The 14,729-nt window shown below is 61.8% G+C and carries 10 protein-coding genes; 6 read left to right on the top strand and 4 right to left on the bottom strand.

Annotated elements, in window-relative coordinates; translation table 11 throughout:
- Positions 1 to 142: 142 nt before the first annotated feature.
- The 5 genes from hrpA (at position 143) to AB5Y53_RS09375 (ending at position 9,799) form a co-directional block, all read left to right on the top strand.
- Positions 143 to 4,057 carry an ATP-dependent RNA helicase HrpA gene (hrpA, locus tag AB5Y53_RS09395; protein WP_368181797.1) on the top strand — a complete coding sequence of 1,305 codons (3,915 nt, stop codon included), beginning with the start codon at positions 143 to 145 and terminating at the stop codon, positions 4,055 to 4,057.
- 71 nt (positions 4,058 to 4,128) lie between these two features.
- The gene (locus AB5Y53_RS09390; RefSeq protein WP_368181794.1) at positions 4,129 to 4,959 is read left to right on the top strand and encodes a hypothetical protein; all 831 of its coding nucleotides are present in this window, start codon (positions 4,129 to 4,131) and stop codon (positions 4,957 to 4,959) included.
- 164 nt (positions 4,960 to 5,123) lie between these two features.
- Entirely contained in the window at positions 5,124 to 5,411 is a 288-nt protein-coding gene (gene rplY, locus AB5Y53_RS09385; RefSeq protein ID WP_010674717.1) for a 50S ribosomal protein L25, read from the top strand.
- Positions 5,412 to 5,615: 204 nt separating this feature from the next.
- On the top strand, positions 5,616 to 8,786 hold the full coding sequence (locus tag AB5Y53_RS09380) for a response regulator (RefSeq protein ID WP_368181791.1): 3,171 nt from the start codon (positions 5,616 to 5,618) through the stop codon (positions 8,784 to 8,786).
- Positions 8,783 to 9,799, top strand: a complete 1,017-nt coding sequence (locus tag AB5Y53_RS09375) for an HD domain-containing phosphohydrolase (protein ID WP_368181788.1) — start codon at positions 8,783 to 8,785, stop codon at positions 9,797 to 9,799. Before AB5Y53_RS09380 ends, AB5Y53_RS09375 begins: the two co-directional genes overlap by 4 nt.
- Here the strand turns inward: AB5Y53_RS09375 and AB5Y53_RS09370 are convergent.
- The 4 genes from AB5Y53_RS09370 to AB5Y53_RS09355 form a co-directional block, all read right to left on the bottom strand.
- Positions 9,775 to 10,419 (bottom strand): MBL fold metallo-hydrolase, encoded by a 645-nt coding sequence (locus tag AB5Y53_RS09370; protein ID WP_368181785.1) that lies wholly within the window; start codon positions 10,417 to 10,419, stop codon positions 9,775 to 9,777. The genes AB5Y53_RS09375 and AB5Y53_RS09370 overlap by 25 nt on opposite strands.
- Positions 10,413 to 11,543 (bottom strand): tRNA 2-selenouridine(34) synthase MnmH, encoded by a 1,131-nt coding sequence (gene mnmH, locus AB5Y53_RS09365; protein WP_368181783.1) that lies wholly within the window; start codon positions 11,541 to 11,543, stop codon positions 10,413 to 10,415. The genes AB5Y53_RS09370 and mnmH overlap by 7 nt, the downstream gene beginning before the upstream one ends.
- Positions 11,540 to 12,577, bottom strand: coding sequence for a selenide, water dikinase SelD (gene selD, locus AB5Y53_RS09360; protein ID WP_045524852.1), 1,038 nt, complete (start codon positions 12,575 to 12,577; stop codon positions 11,540 to 11,542). The genes mnmH and selD overlap by 4 nt, the downstream gene beginning before the upstream one ends.
- Before the next feature lie 348 nt (positions 12,578 to 12,925).
- Positions 12,926 to 14,110, bottom strand: a complete 1,185-nt coding sequence (locus AB5Y53_RS09355; protein ID WP_368181782.1) for an acyltransferase family protein — start codon at positions 14,108 to 14,110, stop codon at positions 12,926 to 12,928.
- A gap of 259 nt (positions 14,111 to 14,369) precedes the next feature.
- On the opposite strand from AB5Y53_RS09355, the gene AB5Y53_RS09350 reads away from it, so the two are divergent.
- On the top strand, positions 14,370 to 14,729 hold a 360-nt coding region (locus AB5Y53_RS09350), incomplete at its 3' end, for a glutathione S-transferase family protein (protein WP_368181780.1).

Raw genomic sequence — 14,729 nt, 5'->3', positions numbered from 1 at the left:
TTCATCCGTGACGGTCATGACGCCTCCGGCTTGATGTGCTGGCGCGGCGCTTTAAGGCTTGCACCGCCCAGCCTCGCTCTTTAGGATCTCCCCCAGCTATCGATATGGCCCTTGATGGGCACTCTTTTAAGGAATTCGTACCTTGTCTCTCTCTATCGAGGCGCTGCGCCGCCGTCTTACCGCTTGCATGAATCTCGACGCCCGCCGTCTCTCCAGTCGACTGCACGGGGTCAAGAAGCTGCCGGAAGCCAAGCAGGCTGCCGTGCTCGAGACCATCGCCGCTGACCTGGATGTGGCACAGGCGCGCTACCAGTCCCGTCTGGCGGGCGTGCCCAAGGTCACCTATCCGGACAATCTGCCGGTCAGCCAGAAGCAGGGGGAGATCGCCAAAGCCATTGAAGAGCACCAAGTGGTTATCATCGCCGGTGAAACCGGTTCGGGCAAAACCACCCAGATCCCCAAGATCTGTCTGGCGCTCGGGCGCGGGATCAAGGGCTTCATCGGCCACACCCAGCCGCGCCGTCTGGCGGCCCGTACCGTCGCGGCCCGTATTGCCGAGGAGATGGAGTCCGAGCTTGGCCACTACGTGGGTTACAAGGTGCGCTTTACCGATCAGGTGAGCGAGCAGACCCACATCAAGCTGATGACCGACGGTATCCTGCTGGCCGAGATCCAGAACGACCGGATGCTGACCCAGTACGACACCATCATCATCGATGAGGCCCACGAGCGCAGCCTCAACATCGACTTCATTCTGGGTTATCTCAAACAGCTGCTGCCAAAGCGCCCCGATCTCAAGGTGATCATCACCTCGGCCACCATTGACCCCCAGCGTTTCTCCCGCCATTTCAGCAAGGCGCCGGTGATCGAGGTCTCCGGTCGCACCTATCCGGTGGAGGTGCGTTACCGCCCACTGTTTGTTGATAAAAAAAGCAGTGACAAGAGCGAAGGGCTGGAGGAGCGCGACGAGCTGCAGGGGATCTTCGATGCGGTGGAAGAACTGGCTCGCGAGGGGCTCGGGGACATCCTCATCTTCATGAACGGCGAGCGGGAGATCCGCGATACCGCCGATGCCTTGCGCAAACTCAATCTGCGCGATACCGAGGTGCTGCCGCTCTACGCCCGCCTCTCCAACGCCGAGCAGAACAAGGTGTTCCAGCAACATGCCGGACGGCGCATCGTACTGGCCACCAACGTGGCGGAGACCTCGCTGACGGTGCCGGGCATTCGTTACGTCATCGATCCGGGCACCGCCCGCATCAGCCGCTACTCCTGGCGTACCAAGGTGCAGCGCCTGCCCATCGAGCCGGTCTCCCAGGCCAGTGCCAACCAGCGTAAAGGGCGCTGCGGCCGGGTGGCGGACGGTATCTGTATCCGCCTCTACTCCGAGGAGGATTTCAACGGCCGTCCCGCCTTTACCGACCCCGAGATCCTGCGCACCAACCTGGCATCGGTCATCCTGCAGATGCTGGCGCTTGGCCTTGGCAATATGGAGGCTTTCCCGTTCGTCGAGCCACCCGAGTCACGCCATATCAAGGACGGTCTGACCCTCTTGAAAGAGCTGGAGGCGGTGCGCGAGCTGCCCGCCACCGGCGATCGCGAAGCCAAGCTGCAGCTGACCGAGACCGGTCGCCAGCTCTCGCGTATCCCCCTTGATCCACGTCTGGCGAAGATGGTGATCAGCGCAGCGCAAACTGGCTGTCTGAGCGAGGTGATGGTGATCACCGCCGCCCTCAGCATTCAGGATCCCCGCGAGCGGCCCATGGAGAAAAAGCAGGCCGCCGACGAGCAGCACAGACGCTTTGAAGACAAGGATTCCGACTTCCTCGCTTTTGTTAACCTGTGGAATTACCTGAAAGAGCAGCAGGATACCCTTGGCAGCAATCCATTCCGCCGCATGTGCCAGAAGGAGTTTCTCTCCTACCTGCGGGTGCGCGAGTGGCAGGACATTCACTTCCAACTGCGCCAGACGGTCAAAGAGCTGGGCTTCAAGGCCAACCAGGAACCGGCAGACTTCAAGACGGTGCACTGTGCGCTCTTGACCGGCCTCTTGAGCCATATCGGCAACAAGGATCTGGAAAAGCCCGAATTCCTCGGGGCCCGCAATGGCCGTTTCCACCTGTTCCCGGCCTCGGGTCTGTTCAAGAAGCCGCCCAAGTGGGTGATGGCCGCAGAATTGGTGGAGACCTCGCGCCTCTACGCTCGCATCAATGCCAAGATTGAGCCCGAGTGGGTGGAGCCGCTGGCAGGCCACCTCATCAAGCTGCACCACAGCGACCCACATTGGTCGAAGAAAAACGGCGCCGTGATGGCCAAGGAGAAGGTAACCCTTTATGGCCTGACCTTGGTCAACGAGCGCACCATCAACTTCAGCCGTATCGATCCGGCCCTGTGCCGCGAGTTGTTTATCCGGCGCGCCCTGGTGGAGGGGGATTTCGAGACCCGCCACCGTTTCTTCAGCGATAACCGCAAGCTCCTGGCCGAGGTGGAGGCGCTGGAGCACAAGTCCCGTCGGCGCGACATCCTGGTGGATGATGAGGACTTGTTCCGCTTCTACGATGCCCGCTTGCCAGAGGAAGTGATCTCCGCTCGCCATTTCGACAAGTGGTGGAAAGAGGCGCAAAAGCAGGACGCCGAGCTGCTCAACTTCGAGAAAGAGATGTTGATGAAGGGGGATGCGGCCCACATCAGCGATCTCGACTACCCCAACTTCTGGCAGCAGGGGCGCCTCAAGCTCAAGCTGACCTATCAGTTCGAGCCGGGGGAGGCGGCGGATGGCGTGACCCTGCATATCCCGCTGCCGCTCCTGAATCAGGTGGAGGTGAAGGGGTTCGAGTGGTTGATCCCGGGGCTGCGTCATGAGCTGCTCGTCGCTCTTATCAAGTCGATGCCAAAGCCGATGCGCAAGAACTTCGTGCCAGCGCCGAACTATGCCGATGCGCTGCTCGCCAGCATCAACCCCGAGCAGGGGCCGCTGTTGGACGAGATGGAGCGTCAGCTGCGCCGCATGACCGGCGTGACCGTGCCCCGTGAATCCTGGGATTGGGCTGCGGTGCCCGATCACCTGAAACTCACCTTCCGGGTGGTGGACGACAAGCACAAGAAGGTGGCGGAAGGCAAGGATCTGGAGGCATTGAAAGAGTCCCTGCGCGGCAAGGTGCAGGAGACTCTGTCGCAAGTGGCGGACGATGATATCGAGCAGTCTGGCCTCACCCTGTGGAGCTTTGGCGAACTGCCGCAAGAGTACAGTCAGAAGCGCGGTGGGTTCGAGGTGAAGGCCTATCCGGCGTTGGTAGACGAGAAGGATTCGGTCGCCATCCAGCTGGTGGAGAGTCCAGTGGTGCAGCAGCAGCTGATGTGGGCAGGCCAACGCCGGCTGGTGCTGCTCAACGTGCCATCTCCCATCAAGTATCTGCAGGAGAAGTTGCCCAACAAGGCCAAGCTGGGGCTCTATTTCAACCCGTTTGGCAAGGTGGCCGAGCTGATTGACGACTGCATCGCCTGCGGCTGCGACAAGCTGATTGAGCAGCACGGCGGCATGGCTTGGGACGAGGCCGGTTTCGAGGCGCTCAAGGAGTATGTCCGCGCCGAGCTCAACGATGCGGTGGTGGAGGTGGCCAAACAGGTGGAAGCCGTGCTGACCCTCTCCCATGAGATCAAGAAACGGCTCAAGGGCAAGATGCAGCTCGACACCGCCTTTGCCATGTCGGACATCCAGCAGCAGTTGGGTAACCTCATTCACAAGGGCTTTGTCACCGAGACCGGCTGGCAGCGGCTGCCTGACTTGCTGCGCTATCTGCGCGCCATCGAGCGGCGGCTCGAGAAGCTCGCCATCGATCCCAACCGGGATCGGGTCTACATGCTCAAGGTGCACAGCGTGGAGTCGGAGTACAAGGCACTGCTCGCCAAGATCCCCAAATCCCAGCTGATCCCGGCCGAGGTGGCCAATATCCGCTGGATGATCGAGGAGCTGCGAGTTTCCTTCTTCGCCCAGCAACTGGGGACGCCATACCCCATCTCGGATAAACGGGTGCAGAGCGCCATTGCCCAGTGCTAAGCTGCTATCTATCTGTTTTCTGAGCCATAGTGTGAAAGCAACGAGACGCCAAAGGGAAGGGAGGCCGTCATATGCTGGGGATCTGGTTGGGGGTGGCACTGGTCAACATCAGCGGGTATCAACCCATTGCGGAACAAACCTGGGTGCAGCTCAACCCGGAGTTCTATCCGGTGCTGCGCCCCGTGCCGCCCATTTTTGCGGCCTGGCGGGGCAATCAGTTTCCCCCACTTGAACAGAGAAAGAAGAATGGCCGCTGGCAGATCCTCTTTCCTGCCCGGCTGGTGCCCCCCTTCGATCTGTTCGAAGGGGAGGCCCAGCTCTCCAAGGCTTACCTGGCCAGGCTAAAGCGCATCGATGAGATGGCCTATGGCATGGCGCCCCACCAATCAGTACTGCAAGCCGCCTCCTCGGCCCCCTCGTTCGAAGTCCCGGGCGCTGTCGCCTTTGTCGCCGAGTTCTCCCTGCCCCGGGAGAGGAAGGCGCGGATGCCCCTGGGGGAGCCCTTGCTCGCACGGCTTGGGGGGCAGGTCCCCACACAGGTCTTGGCAAGACAGGGAGATGCACAGCCCATGGCCACCGCAGATTCTGCCCCTGAGCAGGCGACCCTGACTCTTTCCGCCACGGCGGCAGGAGAGGCATTGCGGGTTTGTCATCAGGTGGCGGCGGGAGAAACCCTGTGGCGTATTGCAAGCCAGCTTCAGTCAAAGGAGGCCGGCGGCTCGGATACTTACAGTTATCTGCTGGCGCTGGTGCAGGAAAATCGTGACAGGATGGCCAAAGGAATCCAGGTGCAGGCCGGGCAGCGCCTCTATTGCCCGAAAGCGCAGACTCTGGCGCAATTCGATGCCCTGAGCCCGGCCCAGCGACAGCAGCAGTTTGCCCGTCTGGAGCAGGGGCGTTAGGAGATGGCGAGAGGCGTGGTGGAGTGCCTTTTTGCCTAGAGAGGAGTGCCGCGGGTTCTTTCCTTGTATCCCCTTCGGGCCCGTGCTAGTATTCGCGCTCGTTTTGCGAGGTGCTGACCGGTCGCAGTCAACACCATACATTCATCTTAAAAGAGATAATCACTATGTCTTTCGTATTCCAAGCTGAAGTCCGTTCTGACCTGGGGAAAGGTGCGAGCCGCCGCCTGCGTCATGCTGACCTGGTTCCTGCCATCGTTTACGGTGCAGGCAAAGAAGCCGTGTCCGTTACCCTGGACCACAAGAAGCTGATCCTGGCCCAAGAGAAGCCGGAGTTCTACTCCTCCGAGCTGACCCTGGTCATCAACGGTGAAGAAGTCAAAGTGAACGTGAAGGCTATCCAGCGTCACCCGGTTCGCTACAAGCTGGTTCACCTGGATTTCGTTCGCGTCTAATCGACAACGAACTTTCCTGTGAAGAGGCCACCCAATCGGGTGGCCTCTTTGTTTTTACAGCATTTTTTCCGGGAAAATAAAATACTCAAACAGCACTATTGGTCTTTACTTGAAGGCATGATTGACAGCAGGACACGTGTTGTGGTGCTCTGATGTTCAAACAGTACTCGGGCAAGTCCATTTTTCGGGGCGATGTTGACCGTTATGAAAGGAATCGTACGGACATATATCCTGCTGTTTTCACCTATTCTGCTGTTGGTCCTGGCGGGTGGCTATCTTCTGGGCAATGCACTGATCGAGCGCGAGCTCTATCGCGTTCGCAGCGATGAGAGCACCTTCCTGGCGCTTGCCAGCGGCCGCCTTGACGGCGAGCTGGCGGTGCCGCTGCGCCATGTGCGCAGCATGTCGGAAGAACCCATCCTGCTCGAAGCGGCGGCTCGCAATGACCGTGACACCTTGGCCGTCCAGTTCACCATCCTGCTGAACCGCAATCCCGACTATGCCCAGGTGCGTTGGCTTGCCCCGGATGGCATGGAGCGGGTGCGCATCGATCGCCAGGGCCAGCGTCTGTGGCGTGTGACGGACGACCAGTTGCAGAACAAGGGGGAGCGTTACTACTTTCGCGATGCCATGGCGCTGCCCTGGGAGCGGGTCTACGTCTCGCCGCTCGATCTCAACGTTGAACACGGGGTGATCGATCGCCCCTTCAACCCCATGATCCGCATTGCCAAGCGTCTGCGCTTTGGGGGACGTGATCTTGGTCTGCTGCTAATCAACGTTCAGGCTGCCCGTATGCTCAAGGAGTTTGCCGACAACCGCGGCAAGGCAGCCGATCACATTATGCTGTTCAACCAGGATGGATATTGGCTGCGCAGCCCCGACCCATCCCGGGAGTGGGGCTTCATGCTCGAGCGCCCGGATCTGACTCTGAAGCAGACTTCTCCCCAGGCCTGGCAGGCGTTCTGGGACGCATCAAACGGCCAGATGGAGTCTGCCGACGGACTCTGGAGCTGGACCACCCTGTACCCGGCACAGAATCATGATCAGCTGATCTGGAAAGCCGCGTCCCTGGTGCCGCACAGCGAGCTGCAGGCCATTCGCACTCATATCTGGGGGATCATCTTGGCCGCCAGCGCCGTGCTGCTGCTGTTGTTTGGTGCCGGTGTGGCTGCACTGGTGCGCAGCAGGCACAAGGAGCAACTAGCCCAGCAGGAAGCGGCCAGGTTGGCACAGGTCAAAGGTGATTTCATCGCCAACATGAGCCACGAGATCCGCACCCCCATGAACGCCATCATGGGGCTGACCTACCTGCTCGAACAGGGAGGGCTCGACGATGGTCAACATGCCCTGGTGCGCAAAATCCACCAGGCCGGGCAGGCGCTGCTCGGGATCATCAACGACATCCTTGATTTCTCCAAGATTGAGTCGGGTCGGCTCGAGCTTGAACGGGTGCCATTCAGTCTCGAAGAGGTGCTCGATCACGTGGCGGCCATCATGTCCACCTGCGTTGGCCAGAAGCACCTCGAACTGGTGGTGAGCAGTGCCCCCGAGCCGGTTTCCCATCTGATTGGGGACGCCCTGCGCCTCGAGCAGGTGCTGCTCAACCTGACCGGCAATGCCATCAAGTTTACCGAACGCGGCGAGGTGGAGGTCAAGGTTGTGCTGGAATCAGAGCAAGACGGCATGGCCACCTTGCTGTTTCGGGTGCGCGACACCGGGATCGGCATTCCCCCCGAGCAGCAGGCCAACATTTTCAATGCATTCTCCCAGGCAGACTCCTCCACCAGTCGCCGCTTCGGGGGCACCGGGCTTGGTCTGACCATCAGTCGCCGCCTGGTGAATCTGATGGGGGGGGACATCGGCGTCACCAGCGAGCTTGGCAAGGGGAGCGAATTCTGGTTCCGCGTCCGGCTGGAGCAGGTGGAGCGGCCCGAGGCCTTGAACGAGCGCCTGCAGCACATCTCGCTGCTCATCGCCGACGACAATCAGGTGACCCGCGACGCCCTGTCGATGACGGTGGGTTCCCTCGGATGGCAGTCGCGGGTGGTGGAGTCCGGTGAGCAGGCGCTGCACCATCTGCTGCGCCAGGGGGAGCGTTTCGACGTGATCCTGCTGGACTGGATCATGCCGGGCATGGACGGGCTCGAGACCTGCCTGGCCATTCGCCGCGCCTTCGAGCAGCAGGAGCGTTCACCCATCATCATCATGGCGACCGCCTATTCCCAGGATGAACTGATGCACCGCCCCGGCTCTGATCAGGTGGATCTGGTGCTGCACAAACCGGTCACCGGCTCCAGTCTTTACAATGCGGTGGCGCGTCTCATCCACGAGAAGCGCGAGCATGTGGAGCCCATTGAGAGTGGTCAGCGCCGTCTGCGCCTGCCAGGCGTGCACATACTGCTGGTGGATGACAGCGACATCAACCTGGAGGTGGCGACCCGCTTGCTGCAACGGGAGGGGGCCGAGGTGATCACCGCCATCGACGGGGAGCGAGCCCTGGCCTGCCTGGCAGATCCGGCCCGGCGCATCGATCTGGTGCTCATGGATGTGCAGATGCCGGTGATGGATGGCTACGAGGCGACCCGTCGCCTGCGCCTGCTGCCGGGGCGGGAGGAGACTCCCGTGCTGGCACTCACCGCAGGGGTATTCAAGGATCAGCGGGAGGCGGCATTGGCCTCTGGCATGAACGACTTTATCGCCAAGCCGCTCGATGTGGAGCAGCTCATCGCGACCTTGCTGCGTTATCTGCCGGACGTTGTCCTGCCGCTCACCGTGAACGACGAGCTACTCCCCCACGAGCCGGTGGCCGGCATCGATATCGATACCGGGCTGCGCAACTGGGGTGAAGCCTCGGTCTATCTTAAATACCTGCGGCGTTTTCGCGATGACTACATGACGGTCGGTACCGTATTGCCGGGTTACATCGCCCAGCACGAGACCGATGCGGCCGCGAGCCTGACCCACAAGCTCAAGGGGGTGGCGGGCAGCCTGTCACTCACCGATGTGGCGCGTATCAGTGCCGAGTTGAACGAGGCCATCGAGCAGGGGAGCGATACCAGCCAGCTTATCGCACCCTTCCTCGAGGCCCTGGAGCGGGCACAACACTCCATCGATACCTATGCCGGGCGCGAGCCGGGCGCGGTCAGCTCCCCGCTGGCCCAGGGGGAAGCGCGGGAGGTCTGCCTGCACGCCCTGCATCAGGCCCTGGTGAGCGAGGATCTGGATCTGATTGAGCCGGCGCTGAGCCAGGCAAGGAGTCACTTGCCTTGCGAGCTGGTGAGCGAAATAAGTGCAGCCCTGGAGCTGTTCGATATCCCGTTCGCCACCCGCAAGCTGGAGGATTATCTGGAGGATCGGGAGGAACCTGCGCCATGAGTCGACCGCGCGTGTTGATCATCGACGACGAGCCGAGCAACCTTGGGTTGCTGCGGCAAATCCTCAAGGAGGAGTACAACCTCTTCTTTGCCAAAGGGGGAGAGGAGGGGTTGGCCGCCGTGGGGCGTCACGAGCCGGCACTTATCCTGCTGGACGTGCGCATGCCCGACATGGATGGTTACGAAGTGTGCCGCCGGCTCAAGGCCGATCCGGCTCACGCCGGGATCCCGGTGCTCTTTATCACCGCGAGCGACAACGCAGACAGCGAGAGCCAGGGGTTCGAGGCGGGCGGAGTGGATTATATCTACAAGCCGGTCTGTCCGAGCACGGTGCGTGCCCGGGTGCGCAATCATCTCTCCCTGGTGCGCCTCGATCAGCTCGAGTGCAGCTATCGCACCGCCATCGTCATGCTGAGCGAGGCGGGCCACTACAACGACACCGACACCGGGGTGCATATCTGGCGCATGGCCGCCTATGCCCGAGCCCTGGCTGATGCGGCGGGCTGGAGCCCGGAGCAGTCGGATCTGCTGGAGCTGGCAGCCCCCATGCACGACATGGGCAAGATTGGTATCCCTGACCACATCCTCAAGAAGCCCGGTCCCCTCACCGAGGAGGAGTGGATCATCATGCGAAGTCACCCGCGCATCGGTTACGAGATCTTGAGGCGATCCGATGCCCCCATCTTTCGCATGGCGGCGGAGATTGCCCTGCACCACCACGAGAAATGGGACGGCTCCGGCTATCCCGCCGGCGAGATCGGCGAGGGGATCCCCGAGGCGTCGCGGATCGTGGCCATCGCCGACGTCTTTGACGCCCTGAGCGTACGTCGCCCCTACAAAGAGCCCTGGCCCCTGGACCGGGTGTTGGCCACCATGCGCGATGGTGCAGGCCAGCACTTCGATCCCCGGCTGCTCTCCCGTTTTCTCGAGATCATGCCGGAGATCTTGCGCCTCAAGGCGCAATGGGATGCCCGCGAGGAGCGGGGGGATTACCAGATGGGCTGGGTCAGATAGGGATTGTGGGCCCGTTCGTGACCAAAGGTTGAGCTCGGGCCATGGCCCGGAATAAAGACGATCTCATCCCCGAGCGGCAGCAGGGTCTCGGTGATCGACTTGATCAGCGTCCCGTGATCCCCGCGCGGGAAATCGGTGCGGCCTATGCTGCCGGCAAAGAGCACATCCCCCACCCAGGCGAGGCGTTCTGCCTGGCAGAGCAGTACGATGTGGCCCGGAGTGTGGCCCGGGCAGAAATAGACCTCCAGCTCGCATTTGCCAACCTGTACCTTGTCACCCTGTTCGAGCCAGCTATCCGGTGTAAAGGCCGGAGTATGGGCAAAGCCGAACATCTGGCTCTGCTGGGGCAGGATATCGAGCCAGAAGGCATCCTCCTTGTGGGGGCCGGTAATGGCGATACCGGTTCTCTCGCGCAGATCGGCGGCAGCGCCCACGTGATCCAGATGGCCGTGGGTCAGCAGGATATGGGTGAGGGTCAGCCCCCGTTTGGCAATGGCGGCCAGCAGCTTGTCCGCCTCGCCGCCGGGATCGACGAGGGCAGCCTGGCGGGTCTCGTCACACCAGATAAGGGAACAATTCTGGGCGAACTGGGTGACCGGGATCACCTCGAACTTCAACATGTGGGACTCTCCTGAGGGGTCTGAAGGGGGGAGCGTTTGGCGAAGAAGGCGAGGCAGGCCTCCTTGTCACCACGAAACAGGATCCGCTCGCGCTTGTTGTCCAGCTGATAGCGGTACATGGGGTCATAGTAGCGAGTCAGCAGCAGTCTGATCCAGACCAGATGGGCGCGGGTGTCCCCGCTCTGGGCCTGTTCCCTGAGGGCGGCCTGCAACAGCCCATCGAGTTCGCGATAATCCTTGTCACCGAGTCGGCGCTTGAGCCTGGCCATGGCGTCGGTGAGGTAGCCGGCAAAGAGGGGCCAGCCTGCATCTGGCCCATGGAACTCCAGATAGCGCAGCCAGAGATCCTGCACGTAATCGGTGCGGATCTGCTCGGCCCGTGCCTCCTGCGGCACCACCACCACCACCAGAGGAGCCCGGCACATGGCCTCATAAAGGTTGAGTGGCAGGGCGCAGCGACCGATGAGACGGCTCTCGTCTTCCAGCACAAACTGTGATTCCCCCCGGTTGCGACGCTGAAGCAGCTCGATGGCAAGCCGGTTTTCGAAGTCGATGTTGCCGGGTTGCCCACCCGGCAGCTGGCCAAACGACGACCCCCTGTGACGGGCGTGCCCTTCCAGATCCACCGCCTGGGTGATGTGCGCCAGCATGTGGGTCTTGCCGGAGCCGGTCATGCCGGTCAGCACGGTCCAGTCGCACTCTGCACTGGCCTTCGCCTGGGTGTCGATGAGAAAGTGGCGCAGCGCCTTGTAGCCGCCCGCGACCCGGGGGCAGGTGACGCCGGCCTCGGCCAGCCACTGTTGTACGGTTTGCGAGCGCAGGCCGCCGCGAAAACAGTAGAGCAGGGCGTCGGGTTGCTGGCGCAACCTGGCCAGCCAGCCTTCCATGCGCGCGGCGCGCACCGCGCCACCTACCAGTTGATGGCCCAGGGTGATGGCTGCGGCCTGTCCCTCCTGCTTGTAACAGGTACCGACCCGGGCGCGTTCCTCGTCAGTCATCAGCGGCAGGCTGACGGCGGTGGGAAAGGCCCCTTCCTTGAACTCGACGGGGGCACGCAGATCGATGAGTGGAACCTCATCCAGAAAGATCCGGGCGTAATCCGTGGCCAGTGGCAGGGCACTCATTGGACAACCTCGATGAACTGGTTGCCTGTGCGGGCCTGCAACTGGCCGATGGGAGAGAGGGTCAGCCCTGCCTGTGCGGCAATGGCAAGGAGCTCGGCTTCACTTTCTTTACCGACGGCTACCAGCAGGCCGCCGCTGGTCTGCGGGTCGCACAGGATGTTGCGGGTGCGATCATCCATGGCACCCAGCTTGTCACCATAGGAGTCGAAGTTGCGCAGGGTACCGCCCGGTACGCAGCCCTCACTCAGGTAGTAATCCACCTCGTCAAGCAGCGGCAGCGCCTTGAAGTCCAGGCGGGCACTGACGCCGGAACCTTCGCACATCTCCAACAGGTGGCCTGCCAGTCCAAAACCGGTCACGTCGGTCATGGCGTGCACGCCGGGTAAGGCGGCGAAGCGCTGGCCAATCTTGTTGAGGGTGCACATGGCATCCGGGGCCAGTTGCTCATGCTCGGGCTTGAGCTTGCCCTTCTTCTGGGCGGTAGTGAGGATGCCGATGCCAAGGGGCTTGGTCAGATAGAGGGTGTCGCCCACCTGGGCTGTGTCGTTCTGCTTGATGGCGTCGAGTGGCACGATACCGGTCACCGCCAGGCCGAAGATGGGCTCGGGGGCGTCGATGCTGTGACCGCCTGCCAGAGAAATGCCCGCCTCGTGACACACCTGGCGGCCGCCGTCGATCACCTGCTGGGCCACTTCCGGCGCCAGCGTGTTGATGGGCCAGCCGAGGATGGCGATGGCGACGATGGGCTTGCCGCCCATGGCATAGATGTCGCTGATGGCATTGGTGGCGGCGATGCGACCGAAGGTGAAGGGATCGTCGACGATGGGCATGAAGAAGTCGGTGGTAGAGACGATGCCCTGACCGTTGCCGATGTCCACCACGGCGGCGTCATCTTTGCTGCTGTTGCCGACCACCAGGGTGGGGTCGTCAAAGCCCGGGATCTGGCTCTTCAAGATGGTGTCGAGCACCTTGGGGGAGATTTTGCAACCGCAGCCAGCGCCGTGGCTGTATTGGGTCAGACGAATGGAAGACATGCTTTCCCCTTGTGTGGGCAGACTTGCGTGTGCCAATAACTGCTGTGGCACCGTCAAATGTGCGCGCAAAAATAGGGTGGCCCTGGCGGCCTGTGAACACAGTGATGTCAGGCTGCCTGGCAGGACGGGAGGAGGGCAAGGATGCGCCGGCGAAGCCCCGCCGAGGACCACAGGACGGGCCATTATGCCACAGACGGCCCTCTTGATTCGAACTGGATTTCACACAAAGCGCAGGGGATTGTCGGGTTCAAAAAGAGCCGTACTCTTCGCCTTGCTCAGGCTAGTCCCACTGTGAGCCGCCCCGACGGCGTGCCGGTCTTGCATCGGGGCAGCATGTGGCGACGGAAACTAGCCAGCTTGCTCCATCACTGGTTGGGGAGCCTTGCCTAGCCGGCGCAGGCGCCGTTGCAGCGGCCGCTCCAGCAGGGTGTAGCTCAGCGCCGAGAGCCCGATCAGTACCGCCTGCATCAACAAGGTGGCCAACACCCCCAGCAAAGGGTTGGTTTGGGCGTACCACCACGCAGTGAGCCCCGGCGCCAGAGAGTGGACAAGCTCGCAGCCGGTGAGCAACACCAGGGCGTGGAGCAGGTAGATGGAGTAGGAGAGATCCCCTAGCCAGTTGGTGAAGCGGTTGTCCAGGAGACGCAGCAGCGGGCTCTGGCGATCACCCTGGGCTGCGGCAATCCAGATCAGCAACACGTAGGCGCTGATCAGTTGCAGGGTCAACAACGGCGTCATGGTGAACTGCATCAGTGCGAAGGGGAGCAGAAAGGCGAGCAGCAGCGGCAGATCTTGCTGCATCATGGGCCACTGGCGGGCAGCTTTCACCTTTGGCAGCAGCCAGAGGCCGAGCACGAATTCACTCACCCCGCGCCCGATGGCCAGCGCTCCGCTGGTGACATCCAGGGTACCCCGGCTGTGCACGATAAAGGCCAGCACCGTCAGGGCCAGCAAGGGGGCGAGGTTGCTCCAGCGGCTGCGGGTGACGGCGAGCGGAATGAGCAGCGGAAACAGCAGATAGCTAATCCACTCCACGCTGAGCGACCAGGCGGCGAAGTTCCAGGTCAATCCGTGATCGGTCACCACCTGCAGCAGCAACAGGCTGCTTGGCAGCGCCTCGGCCGGGGTAAAGGGTGAGCCGAACGGAGGCATTCCTTCCCACTCCCACATCTTGAACAGGGGGCCGGCGTAGAAGCCAATCCCGTGGTGGGCCTTGTAGAGCTCCCAGCCTACCAGCAGCAGCAGGGTCACCAGGTAGAGGGGATACACCCGGGTCAGCCGCAGCCAGAGGAAGCGGCCATAACTTATGGTGCGGGGCGTGCGGGCGAAAGCCTCCCCGTAGACATGGGCCAGCACCAGCCCGCTCAAGATAAAGAAGAGATCGACCCAGAGGTAGCCGTTCTCGATGAGTTGGGTGTGGCCGGCGATCGACTCCATCCACTGGGGGAAGAGCAGCAAGCGGGCGTGGAACAGCACCACCATCAGGGCAGCGATGCCCCGCAGCGGCGTCAACAGCGGCAATGATTGATTCATGACGGGATCCTTGATGATGTTCAGCTTGGCCTGACATCGATTTTTGTTGTGGTGCCGCTCATCAACCCTGATGAGTCGGCTGCCCCGGCTTGGCGGCCACAGGCGGGATCACCCTACCTAAAAGAGAGTCATACGAGTGTGATTGCCGTCATGAATGGGCGTTTATCATCCCAAAACCAGCATGGGATAGGGACGCATCGAAAATAGAGAGGGGATCTAGACTAGGGAAGTCATCCCTCTGAGCGTCAGGAACATCCTCATGAAACTCTATGCCCACCCCTTTTCGTCCTACAGCCAGAAAGTGCTGATCGCTCTCTACGAGAATGCCACCCTGTTCGAATACCGGAACCTCGAAGAGCCGGCGGCCAGCGCCGAACTTGCCGCCCTTTGGCCACTCAAGCGCTTCCCGGTGTTGCTGGATGATGGTCGCTGCATCCTCGAGAGCAGCACCATCGTCGCCCATCTGCAGGCGCACCATCCGGGCCCCGTCAGCCTGATCCCGCCCGGCGATGCGGGTCTGGAGGTGCATATGCTGGATCGCGTCTTCGACAACTATGTGATGACGCCGATGCAAAAAGTGGTGCTGGATGCGCTGCGCCCGGTCGCGGATCGCGACCGG

This window comes from Aeromonas sp. R7-5 (assembly GCF_040908015.1).
GTDB lineage: Bacteria > Pseudomonadota > Gammaproteobacteria > Enterobacterales > Aeromonadaceae > Aeromonas > Aeromonas caviae.
Note: the sequence above shows the minus strand (reverse complement) of the source record. Positions and strands in the feature narration are given on the sequence as shown.

Excerpts from the sequence above, each read along its gene's own strand:
- AB5Y53_RS09390 (WP_368181794.1), top strand. The coding sequence starts at position 4,129 with ATGCTGGGGATCTGGTTGGGGGTGGCACTGGTCAACATCAGCGGGTAT.
- rplY (WP_010674717.1), top strand. The coding sequence starts at position 5,124 with ATGTCTTTCGTATTCCAAGCTGAAGTCCGTTCTGACCTGGGGAAAGGT.
- AB5Y53_RS09380 (WP_368181791.1), top strand. The coding sequence starts at position 5,616 with ATGAAAGGAATCGTACGGACATATATCCTGCTGTTTTCACCTATTCTG.
- AB5Y53_RS09375 (WP_368181788.1), top strand. The coding sequence starts at position 8,783 with ATGAGTCGACCGCGCGTGTTGATCATCGACGACGAGCCGAGCAACCTT.
- AB5Y53_RS09370 (WP_368181785.1), bottom strand. The coding sequence starts at position 10,419 with ATGTTGAAGTTCGAGGTGATCCCGGTCACCCAGTTCGCCCAGAATTGT.
- mnmH (WP_368181783.1), bottom strand. The coding sequence starts at position 11,543 with ATGAGTGCCCTGCCACTGGCCACGGATTACGCCCGGATCTTTCTGGAT.
- selD (WP_045524852.1), bottom strand. The coding sequence starts at position 12,577 with ATGTCTTCCATTCGTCTGACCCAATACAGCCACGGCGCTGGCTGCGGT.
- AB5Y53_RS09355 (WP_368181782.1), bottom strand. The coding sequence starts at position 14,110 with ATGAATCAATCATTGCCGCTGTTGACGCCGCTGCGGGGCATCGCTGCC.